Consider the following 11,723-nt stretch of genomic DNA (forward strand, 5'->3'; position numbering starts at 1 on the left):
TGCAATAAGTTGATGTGAAAACCGTAAGAAAAAGCTGTATATTTGTTTAGAATGAATCTACATACAACCTTTATCAAGTAAAAATGAAAAAACTAATTGCTTTAGTATTAATAGCCCTTACATCGGGAATCGTTGTAAATGCCCAGCAAAAACCTGTTCGTGAGCCTTTGCCTGCTGATGTACAAGTTCGAATTGCGGTACAGGCTGCACCTACAGAATTCAGAGAAGGAGCCAAGGTATATGGCTACGACAAAGATGGTAAGTTTACAGTCCTTCGGGAAGGTTCCAACGGATATATCTGTCTGGCTCCGGATTACAAATTGCCTTTGCTTTACGCTTATGCTTACCCTGAAAGTCTTGAGCCTTTTATGGCCAGAGGACGGGCGCTGATTGCAGAAGGAAAAAGAAAAGAGCGGGATAAGATCAGAGAAGAAGAGTTTAAAGCGGGCAAACTGGTCATACCTCAGCAACCTACGATGTTGTACGCATATTGGGGTTCATTAGACAAGCTGGATAAAGAAACCGGAGAAATGACAGATGCTAAGCGCAGATATGTATTGTATGTGCCTTATGCTAAAGCTGCAGATCTTGGACTGGCGACTAAGCCCACAGTTCCCGGTATTCCATGGTTAATGGATGAAGGAAGTTATAAAGCTCACATTATGATCAACCCGGCTGATATGGGACATTCGCACGGTCATTAAGATAAGTCTTCTGATATAAAAAATGCTGCAGTTCATTAAAGACTGCAGCATTTTTTTATGTTAAATGGATTCCTTTTTCATGACATGTTTGGTCTTCAATGCCTGTTCCTTTACAGCAGGAGGTACTTTGCTGTCTTGTAGCAAGACGTCACAGGTACGGAAGATCGCTTCACGCTGATAGGACAGTGGAAACCAACTCATGGCTTCCAGAGCTGTTATACGCAAAGTTTCAGATTCGGATGCATCTTCAATTACTTTCAGAACTGCAGGTACCACACGATGATAACGGTAAAGTCTTAAGGTTGTAATTTCAGCCAGACGCTCTTTCTCCGCCGTATTCTTATCCAGAATAGTGGCCTGCATCTTATCGACCTTACTTTGGTTATAATCAATATCTTTGATCAATTGTGCACTTAAAGCGGATGCATTATTGATTCCTTTATTCTGACTTACCTGATTGTTGATTTCGGTTTTGAGCAATTCCGGATTAAAGAAAGTCATATTTGTACGAAGACGATAGTTGATGCGTTCAGAATGTGGATCGCTGACATAAAAGGCAATCAGATCTTTGGCAAAATCATCACCTCCGAATTCCCCAAGGTCATACACCGCCATTCTTCGGATAAATTCATACGAATCCTGACGTGCAGCATGTAAGACCGAAAAGTAGGCTTCATTCTCATACTTTCTTAATAAAGCAAAGGCCTGCATACGGGTAGTTTCAAAAGGAGAACTGAAATAAATAGATTTCAACAGCGCTGACATTTCTGCTTCAGGAAGCTGTTTTTGTAAGTATACCAATGCCAGAGATTGCAGGTCAGCATCCTGCTCTTTAAGCAGATTTTTCCAATAAGTTGCTTTTGCTACGGTACTAATAGCCTCATTGATCTCTTTGCTTCTGGAGGAGGTAAAATGAAAAGTAGGATCTCCAAGAATATGAGTCTCCAGATAAGCGATATGTTTAAACCAGTTTCCTATGCGTACTCCGTGTTGCAGCGTTCCCATAAGTTCAGCAGGCCAAAGATCCTGTAATACTCCAACGCTGTTAGCGATAGCGGCTATATTTTTATTATTGGAGAAGGGATAATAACCTGCCAGATAATTGTCGAGATGAAATGAGCCTGTAAGACAGGAATTGAGATAGACCAGCGGAGCCTGAATACCGGCATCCCGGATATCCCAGATCTGTACATCCAGATTATCATTAAACACGGAGTCAGAATCAATAACAGCCTGCTCAAATGCATCGTTCATCCATTTATCAGAAACCCCAAGAGATGTTTTGAATCCTTCCTTAACCTTTTCCACATCTCTGCCATCTTCTTTAGCAGATCTGACCTTTGAGCGAAGGTACCTTCCGACATTTTCCATCGAAGGCTGTGGATTGGAAGCAAGGGGATAGCCATTGATCAATTGCAGGGTAGGAGTACCGTGGCCTGTCATAAATGCAAAGTCCAGTCCTTCGCGTTTCAGTTCGCGTAACAGATTGAACTTCATAAAATCCGCATTACGGAAGTTTAGAAACTTGATAGAATTACCGGGAAGATAGAGCGATGGAAACTGTGACTTCAAAGCCAGTACATCTCCCGAGAAGGAATTTAGAGAATTTGAATTATAACCATGACCTGTAGAAGCAATCATATCATTGAGCGGGTTGCTGACTTTACGCAACTTCACGAGTTTTTGCAGATAAGCCTTAATTTTATCTGTCGGATTCTCGCCTTTTTCAACAGGAGGCTTTATTCGGGCTGAATAAATATCCATTTCAATATATTGCGGAGAAGTAGCATCCAGACTGTAATAAAAATAATTGCTACGTTCACTTGCGGTATCTTGTTTTATGAAGTTGAGTTTCAGATCCAGATCATCATAATATCTGTCAGAAGGAACAGAAGATTTGTCCCAACGGATTTTCTGATTCATTTTGAATGCCGAAGTCAGATATTGTGCATCCCTAATCATCACCACAGGGATATTTCCGACAAGTACAGTGCCTTCCAGTGGTTGCTTAGTCTTACGGAGTTGTTGCAGCTGCTCCCGTATCTGCTCCGGTTTTTCCCAGTTGTGAGCAATAATATAAGTGCCTAATCCATCTTGTTCTACAGATTGGCGATAAGCCATTAATTCAGGTTTAAGCGCATTGAACGTCTTCTGGTCAACGACTATGGCAAAACTGGTTTTGGAGGAAACGGAAGGTTTGATTATCTCTTGTCCGTAACTACTTGCCACCAGTGACAGGCAGGTTAGGGAAAGAAGTGTTTTTCTCAATCTTATCATGTTTATTCTTTCTAATGTTTTTATTCTGTTATTAAAGACTTATCAATCCGACAGACAATTGAGTCAGATAGCGGTTATCTCCTTTGCGGATATCTCCTTGATCACCCATAGCACTCATTAGCCAGCCACTGGCTTTGATATATAGCTGATTGCTCTTCTTTCCGAATGCTCCAAAGGTATATTTGACATTCGCCGAGTTTGTCCATGTATTGACGCTATAAAACTGATGTGCCGGGATAAAAACGTTTTTCGCCACAAAGTTAGTGGAATATGATTTATCTGTGTAAAGCAATGCATCGCTTAGCAACAAGTCATATGCAGAACTCAATTGGAAGGCAAATCCTTTTCTGTTTTCTTTTGCATACGTCTTGTCAAAACTCACGGCAAGATTCAGTTTATCTACGATCTGTTTGTTTTGCGGGTTGGCATATCGGTTGTCCAGACTATGATAGCTTACCGCAGTTTTGAGCCACCAATCAGTAAGCCCTGCAGGGCTGTCATGGCTAATCAGGTAGGAAAGTGTACTTTTATTCCGAAGCATGGTACTCATTACGCTTGAATATACCGTTTCATACGCTTTGGTATCCGCATTTTGAATCTGATGATATTCGGTGTTTTCCATATCTTTCAGCAACCACTCCAATGCGACCTGATGCGCATATTTTCCTTTTTTCCAATCCAAATAGGAAGAGGCCTGATATTCCTGATAGCGATGTTTCCCCGCTTGTTGTATATATGTTGTTCCGTCTATAGCATCTTCGTATCCACTACGATATCCGGCAGTAGTTGACCATTTTATATGATCAGTGTTAAACACATAATCAACAGCGCCACCAAAAGAATGACCTCTGTAAGTTCTGTTATATCCGGCAGTCATAATATAAGGTGTGCTCATCTGGTATTCTCCGGCACCCAGTAATCTGTATAAATAATGCTGCTGAAAATTCCCTATAGTTCTTATTTCGACTTCCTCCTTATAGAAACTATAGATACCAGTCAGTCCAAGCAGTTGGTTTTCCGATAGCTTATAAGTCAGTGCCGGTGATAAATTTAATGTACTGGAATTATCGAGAGACCTGGGATCTTTTTGGCGGGCTCCGGTTTTTAAATTGTACTGTACATCCAAACCTGCATTCATACGATCATCAGCAAATCCCGGTGAGGCAATTTTCAAACGAAGATCATAATGTTGCTTTTTCCAGTCCCCGGAAAGAGAATCCATCAGCTGATACGGATTATCACGATAGGGATCCGTATGTGCTGTCATGTTCATTTGTTTATCTTTCGTCGTCCGGAAATCAAATTGACCATAATATGTCCATTCTTTAAGCCGTTGATAACGTGAAGTGCTGAAGTTGATGCCCTGGCTTTCCTTTGCTGAAAAGGGATATCTGAGATCACCGGCCTGATAATAGGCTCCAAGCTGTGTTTCCCCTTCGACTGGGAGTATAGTGTAACGGAGAAGTGCTGCATTGGGACTTTTGCTCAATGCATCCTTAGCTTTAAAATAATCATATGCAGGCACAGTCTGTGCGGTCGCCATTTGTCCCGTTACGATGAGGACACAAAGGCTTGCGAATAGGTTCTTTTTCATATTACTGTGCTATTGTTTTGGGAGTGGGGTTATCATTTACTATAAAATCTGTAGAAGAGTTATTGCTATCCATCAAAACAGCTCTGTTATTGATTCTGCTTTTTACTTTACGGATTACAGACTTACCAGAATAAGTTGATCCGACGAAAGTCAATCCGGCATCTACTGTTTCCGGAATTCTCTTTTTATCAATTGTAATGGTCGAATTGCCTACACAGTCTATTCCATCCAATATCGCTTTTACAGGTACCTGCAGATAGCGGGTAGTTCCGCTGACATTGGGTTCTGTAAGGGTCTGATAACTGGCGACCTGACTGTCTCTAAACAGAATAAGTCCGGCTCCGTTTATACCTATATTCCAGTCAAATCCTGCTGTTGTGTTCGCAAACTGGTGGATCATATTCGGTACATCCGGGTTGTCGGTGTCGCGTGTATTGGTCCCGGTAGGGTTAAAATATGTTTCGAAATCAGCAATACCTTTCCCCAGATTGGCAGGTGAATTAGGATTGCCATTGGGGTCTGTCTTATGGTTTATCGCTGTGATGGCGATGACCACAGATTCGCCCGGTCTGACCAGATGTTCTGTACCATTGCCCGGTATCATCCAGGCCTGTGCAATATATACATTGTTTTTATCCGGCAGAAAACCATATACAGAAGATGAAGCCGATTTGGTATTTCCGATAACCAGACTGTCTGCATACAGATCTCCGGTACTGTTATTATAGATTTCGATAAAACCATCATAGAGGTAATTTGTGCCGGAAGGAGTTTTGGAGCCCGCATAATAGAACTCTTTGATAACAAATCCTCCCGCCTGACTGCCGACTAAACGAATTGCACTGTTAGCCGATTCGGTGATACGAAGTGTGGGGATGCTTCCATTACAGAAGATTTCTTCACGTATTCCGACCAGTTGTTCTGCCTCTTCTGCTTTAACCTGCTTACTTGCTGTGACTGTATATACACCTGGTGTAATACCTTTTGCTGACACACGTCCCTGAGCATCAGAGACAAATTCCTGCGTCGCCCCTGTAATAGTATTTTTAAGATTGATTTTGACACTATCCGCAAGTTGTTTACTATACTCTTCGGGATACTGAATTGTAAAACTGTAATCTACTGTTGTATAGGCATAGTAATCTTTACGACAGGCGGTAAAGATGCTGAATACCGCTAAAAGGATTAATATACTTTTAGTTTTCATGCGTTTATATGTTGTTTTCTGATCATCTGCTTGAGATGAGAAACCTGTTATGTGTGGAGTGGATACGCTTGTTTTCATGTCGTATTAGAATTTGATGGAAATTTCCGTTCCGTAAAACATTGGGATATTGCGCTTACTGTATTCCTGCGGATAACGGGAGCTTGCTTCCAAAGGTCTATGATTAAATACATTGTTCGCATAGAAAGAAAAGCCCATGTTATTAGCAAACTCTTTAGTCAGTTTGACATTAAATAACCAAAGTGGTTTCCAGCTTTCACTTTTGAAATATCCGTCATTCAGGCTGAGATAGATATCTCTGTCTGCTTCAGTAATAGCATTGCGTTCTGCTTCTGTAAAGTTGATGATCTGTGGAGTACTGCCGGCCTGGCCAACGGGTATGTAACCTGTAGGAATGCTGGAATAGTTGACAAATTTATGCTGATCCTTCCATATGGTCTGTGCTGAGGCTGAAATAATAAAACGCAGTTCAGGAATATTATGGACGGCCCTTAATGTCGTTACAAAACGCTGTTGCTCCATTCCTCTGGCTTCAAATACACCTATACGGGTTGGGGTTTGACTGGCTACATTCTGCAACAGAATATATGGAGTATTACTCATTGATTTTGTAGAAAGATAGGCTCCGTTCAATACAAAAGAAGTACGGATGTTATCAAACCTTCCGAAGTCAAAATCAAACTCTATACCTTTATTCAGGATGTCATTATTGTTACTTGGAGAACTGTATGTCGCTACAAATGTTGAAGTGGTTACGTCTGGACTCAGGATCGGTTTGCTTCCCGCCGGAGCAGATTGTACCGTATAGATAGGTATGCCAACAAACTGGACACTATTGAGATTGGTATTCATCTCATATCCGTTTTTTGTCTGTTCGTAATATCCGTTTACTGAAAAACGTCTTTTCCCGCTGAAAAAGTCCAGACCTATTTCTTTTTTGCTGGTTTTTGTCATTTTCAAATCCGGATTAGAGGTGTCAAAAACACGTGTAGTAACAAGAGCAAGAGCTTCAGCAGGGTTTTCCTTATAATGGTTGAGACTGAAAGCGTCATAATAGGCCCGGTCCGGGTATAGGTAAAGCAGAGTTGGTGATTTGGCAGTAATACCATAGCCTCCCCGTAAGGTCAGATTTTTAATAATTTCAAAAGAAGCATTGATTCTGGGGGACAAAGCCGATAAGGTATTATTGGTAAAAGGTTGTACCTGATCCCAGCGCAAACCGGCCTGTATATGCAGATTGCGATCTGCGATCTGCATAGAATAACGGTCTTCCAGATATAATCCCATTTGGTGAAGAACAGGAATATCTTTAAATGCCCGTGGTCTGAAACCGAAAGGATCGGAGGTGCGGTAAGGATTGTTAGGATCAACAGTTCTTCCTGTGCCATAGTTTGCATCCAGACGATAATCTCCACCTAACAGGATACGGTGTGTACCAGATCCTGTCTTGAAATAGAAGTCATCCGACAATTTGGCAAAAATATTCAATGGCTTTCCTTCTATCCACATCTGATTGAGAAAAGTAGAAGGCAGATAACTGACCTCTTGTGTAATATCTTCGGTAGCCTGACTTACTGCTGAAACACTCAGAGTCTGTAATCTTTGTTGATAACCTTTCTGAAAGGCATAGTTGGCTGAAAGTGTATAGTTAATGTTTCTTGCAAAACGCTGATCCAGCTTCCATTTACCGGTAGTTGCGAATTCGTAATTATAGTTTTGTGCTTTATTGATGACCTGCTCTGCCTGGTAATCCGGGTCTACTTTCGTATCATCCAGATTGGTGCCAAAAGAAAAAGTAGTATTTGTGTATATGGGGCGGTCTTGTCCGAAGGTATTGCTGTATTGAGCCGTTCCTTTCATACGTTCATATGCAGAGTAGGCAGTGATCTGCTTATCATAGGCTTTTGTAAAGTCGAGATCTACAAAGAGATTACCTTTACGCTCCCCCAGATCAAAACCCTGTCCGGCCCAGAATTGGGTGAGTTTGGGATTGATGCGTGCTTTTACCTGCAAAGGTTCTTTCCCTGCTTTGGTGGTGACCAGTACTGCTCCGGAGGTCAGATCACCATACTCTACTGACGGTATACCCCGAATGACTTCTACGGATTCAATATTGTCGGCAGAGAGCTGTCGCATGTCGGTTCCCATTCCGCTGGAAGTCGAAAAAGCCGCTAATACACCTGATGTTACGGTGTTCATGGCTTGCAGATTGGCATTGTTAGACAGCGGTGCGCCGTTGATAATTACCGAAGTTCCCAAAGAGCTTGTATTCTGTCCCGAATAAGCCCGGTCACCTGTGTACTGACGTATACTTGTTTTGTTGACATTTGTAAAATCAGGATTGGTTACCACAGCTCCCGGCAGGAGCTGGAGTACTTCACCCAGATGTGTTGCCTGCATATGTTCGATCGCCTTACGGGAGATAACCGTAGATGTGGCCCCATCTTTACGTTGTTCTTTGGCGATGACGACAACATCCTTAAGGGTAATGCTGTTTTCTTTTAGTAAAAACTGAAGTGGATCAGAAGGTAATGAGATTTGTTCCTCTACTTCGAGCATACCTAAAAATTGAACCTGAATGGTGTATTTGCCATTAGGTATTTTAGAGAAACTGAAATTTCCGGAAGCATCGGTCTTGGTGAATAAACCGAGTTCAAGAATCTGGACTGTAGCGCCGGGCAATGGACTACGGTCTTTAAATTGTCCGACATGACCCCTGAGGTTTTGTTGATTACTGGTCTGTGTCTTTTTTTGCTGTTGTCCGCCAGCCTGTTGAGCTTCAAGCGGGAGGACAAACAGGCTATTAAAAGACAGCAGCGTAGAAAAAAGTAGTAGTTTTTTCATATGGGCTGATGAATCAGGATGTAAGTTAATAGTGAGTGCCTGTTGTTGCACATGTTGGTTGATGTTTCGGCAAATATAAGCATAATTGCCATTTATTTAGAAATAATCTAAATAAAATACGATGTAAAAACGACTATGACATTTTTGTGATGAATAGGAGAGATGTCTATAAGAAGTTGATAGAGTTTATAAGGTTTGAATAGATAAAGTCAGAGAGGTTGATAAGGTTGATAAAGTTTATAAGGCTAGAAGAGGACAAAATTGGAGAGAGATACAACGACCTGTATTCGTGTTGCTATTTTAATTCTCTCCTTTTAGAGGAGATTTGCCCGAAGGCCAGAAAGGTTGATAAAGTTTATAAGGTTTGAATAGATAAAGTCAGATAGAGACAATGACTCCTGTATTCGTGTTGCTATTACAATTCTCTCCTTTTAGAGGAGAGATGCCCGAAGGGCAGAGAGGTTGATATTACAAGCTGAGAACCTCTTCCTGACCTTTCCGACATGTCGGAACAGGTTCTACTTAAAAAAGGAAAGGGGACTGGAATGATACGAAAAAAGGCTGTCCAAATTTTTAGGACAGCCTTTTTATTACATATGTTAATCTTAGGATTTACTTTTTATGGAAGCGCATTACTGCAATGTCTCCCATAATCAGATGCAGGGTATTATCCTGAATATCGTAGTTCGTAATTGTTTCTAAAGTTTTGAAATACACAGACTCACCACTTCCCTGACAGGCCATCTTTGTCGATGCTACAGGACCAAAATGAAGGTTAGCTCCCTCTATTTTAATGGTAGTATTGTAGTTGTTGCAACTGCTATTGCCATTTGCCTTTTTATTTGCCGTATCAAATGTGATAGTCGGTTTTTTATTAGGATATAATCCGTCAAATGCAATGCGTGGTCCGGAAATATAATCCAGCTCCCAGGTTCCGTTCAGTGCCTGCTCTTTGGACGAACTTCCTTCTTTTACTTCCTGAAATTTCGCTAACGGTGCCATGCGCGCTTTGTTTAAAGACAGAATACCATCTTTTAGGGTATAATTATCTGCAGTTGTAAATACACGACCTAATCCCTGTTCGATATCCATATCAGGACAAGCCATCATTGTGGACATGCCTTGCGAAAAGCTGATACGGTTATTGGCAGATAGGGTAAAGCTACCACCTATACCATTACATCCTCCACTTGCACTGTAACGTTTTTCACTGGCATCCAATTGCAGAAAAGGTTCTTTACCATTGACTTTATCTGCCACAGGCTTTCCGTTTAATTCAATCAGTTTCCATTTTTTTCCGGTAATCTCTTCAGATGATGAAGTTTCTGTTTTGTCCATTGTTTTGCCACCTTTCTGGAATAGCCCACAGCTACTCAAACTCATTGAGATAGCAATTATGCTCATTACTATTGTACTTTTCATGTTAAAGTATTTATTGTATAAAATATTTTTTCACTCCATCTGTTGCATTTATTGCTACAGATATCTGTAATTCTGTTCCATCTATTCAAAAAGGATGCCATTATCCTATTCAGGAGAAATAATTTTCCCTTCTGTTTTATATTTCTTTCGAATGAGACTTGTGGTCAGATAATTAGTCAACTATATTGTGTTAACAATCCATTTAACTTTTTTGTTTTAATCATAAAAGTATGGAATGCACATACCTTAGCTTCCTGAATCATATATTATACAAAATCTTCTCTATAAGGAGCAAAGGAATCAATAAGTTCTCCTGCTTCGAGACATTCACATCCGTGCAGCGCATTGGATGGTACCACACATGCATCACCTTTATTCAGGATTTTTTCTTCACCGTCAATACTATATTTAAATGAACCTTCGCTTACAAAAGAGGTCTGCACATGCGGATGCCGGTGTAAAGTTCCTATAGCACCTTTTTCAAACTTAACTTTGACAAGCATCAGCTCTTCAATATAGCCAAAGACTTTGCGTTTGACACCCTGTCCGAGATCTTCCCATTCTGTATTGCTGTCAAATTGAAAATAGTGTGATTGCTGTTCCATCTTGAAATTCTTGATTTAATATACTGCAGCAAATATAAGTATTGCATGATTAGAGTTGAATACATAGGTAAGTTGGTCTGGGTTAATTTTCAAGACTAGTTTCCACTCATTTTTAAGCTAATGAGAACTAATTCTTTATTCATGTTAAATTCAAATTTTGTTAACATTGGGGATATACTGGATAATTAACTTTGGCTACAGATGAAATTAAAATTAATCGTTTGGATTTTCTCAGTGGTCTTTTTTGCTTCTTGTCAGAACAGAGATAAAACCATCAAAATGAAAGGGTCTGATACAGAGGTAAATCTGGCTGTAATGCTAGCGGAGCGTTATTCAGAAAAAGATAAAGACTTCCATATTGCTATTTCCGGAGGAGGATCCGGTCTTGGGATAGCATCATTAATGAACAGACAGGCCGATATCGCTAATTCTTCCCGCCCGTTGACTGAAGAAGAGGAAGAGTTGTTCCGATCCAAGAAGATTGTGCTGCGAACCCTTACTTTTGCTGAAGATGCTACTGCATTTGTCGTACACAAGGATTTTCCAGTAGATGAGATAGATTTAGCAACGTTGGCTAAGATCATGAGTGGAGAGATGAAGGATTGGAAAGAGCTTACTGGTGAGAGCTTACCTATCAATATCTACGGAAGACAAAGTAGCTCGGGAACCTATTCGTTTATCAAAAAGAAACTCAAAATTTCATTTAGTCCGAATGCGAAAGAAATGACGGGTAATGCACAGATTATAGAAGGAATCAAAGTGGACCGTTCAGGAATAGGATACGTAGGAGCCGGATATATTTCTCAGGAGAGCGATGCCGCACAGCCCGTGAAGATCCTTAAAATCAAAAAAACACTACATGAACCAGCGGTTTCTCCACTGGACAAAGAAGCAATCAATACACGTCAATACTACTTTCAGCGTCCGCTATACCAGTTTGTTCTGGAAGAGTCATGGGAAAAGGTAAAGCCTTTTATCGATTTTGAAAAAAGCGGAGACGGACAGGCTATCATCCGTTCGTCCGGATATTACATTATAGAATAACGTTAAAA

8 protein-coding genes are annotated in these 11,723 nt (G+C 40.7%); 2 read left to right on the forward strand and 6 right to left on the reverse strand.

Going from position 1 to position 11,723, the window contains the following annotated elements:
* Nucleotides 1-83 precede the first annotated feature (83 nt).
* On the forward strand, nt 84-704 hold the full coding sequence (locus tag I6J02_RS16810; RefSeq protein ID WP_201678986.1) for a hypothetical protein: 621 nt from the start codon (nt 84-86) through the stop codon (nt 702-704).
* Between the two features lie 60 nt (nt 705-764).
* On the opposite strand, the gene I6J02_RS16815 is transcribed toward I6J02_RS16810, so the two are convergent.
* The 6 genes from I6J02_RS16815 to I6J02_RS16840 form a co-directional block, all read right to left on the reverse strand.
* On the reverse strand, nt 765-2,981 hold the full coding sequence (locus I6J02_RS16815) for a HEAT repeat domain-containing protein (protein WP_201678987.1): 2,217 nt from the start codon (nt 2,979-2,981) through the stop codon (nt 765-767).
* Between the two features lie 31 nt (nt 2,982-3,012).
* Nucleotides 3,013-4,575: a DUF6850 family outer membrane beta-barrel protein gene (locus tag I6J02_RS16820; protein ID WP_201678988.1), complete on the reverse strand. Its 1,563-nt coding sequence runs from the start codon at nt 4,573-4,575 to the stop codon at nt 3,013-3,015.
* Nucleotide 4,576: 1 nt separating this feature from the next.
* Complete coding sequence (locus I6J02_RS16825) at nt 4,577-5,782, reverse strand: DUF4876 domain-containing protein (RefSeq protein WP_236582092.1); 1,206 nt, start codon at nt 5,780-5,782, stop codon at nt 4,577-4,579.
* 84 nt (nt 5,783-5,866) lie between these two features.
* Nucleotides 5,867-8,644: a TonB-dependent receptor gene (locus tag I6J02_RS16830; RefSeq protein ID WP_201678990.1), complete on the reverse strand. Its 2,778-nt coding sequence runs from the start codon at nt 8,642-8,644 to the stop codon at nt 5,867-5,869.
* A gap of 612 nt (nt 8,645-9,256) precedes the next feature.
* The gene (locus I6J02_RS16835; RefSeq protein ID WP_201678991.1) at nt 9,257-10,066 is read right to left on the reverse strand and encodes an META domain-containing protein; all 810 of its coding nucleotides are present in this window, start codon (nt 10,064-10,066) and stop codon (nt 9,257-9,259) included.
* 266 nt (nt 10,067-10,332) lie between these two features.
* The gene (locus tag I6J02_RS16840; RefSeq protein WP_201678992.1) at nt 10,333-10,671 is read right to left on the reverse strand and encodes a cupin domain-containing protein; all 339 of its coding nucleotides are present in this window, start codon (nt 10,669-10,671) and stop codon (nt 10,333-10,335) included.
* Between the two features lie 201 nt (nt 10,672-10,872).
* Between I6J02_RS16840 and I6J02_RS16845 the strand changes: the two genes are divergently transcribed.
* Entirely contained in the window at nt 10,873-11,715 is an 843-nt protein-coding gene (locus tag I6J02_RS16845) for a substrate-binding domain-containing protein (RefSeq protein WP_201678993.1), read from the forward strand.
* Nucleotides 11,716-11,723: the final 8 nt, after the last annotated feature.

The sequence above is a fragment of the Sphingobacterium spiritivorum genome (assembly GCF_016725325.1).
Lineage (GTDB): Bacteria > Bacteroidota > Bacteroidia > Sphingobacteriales > Sphingobacteriaceae > Sphingobacterium.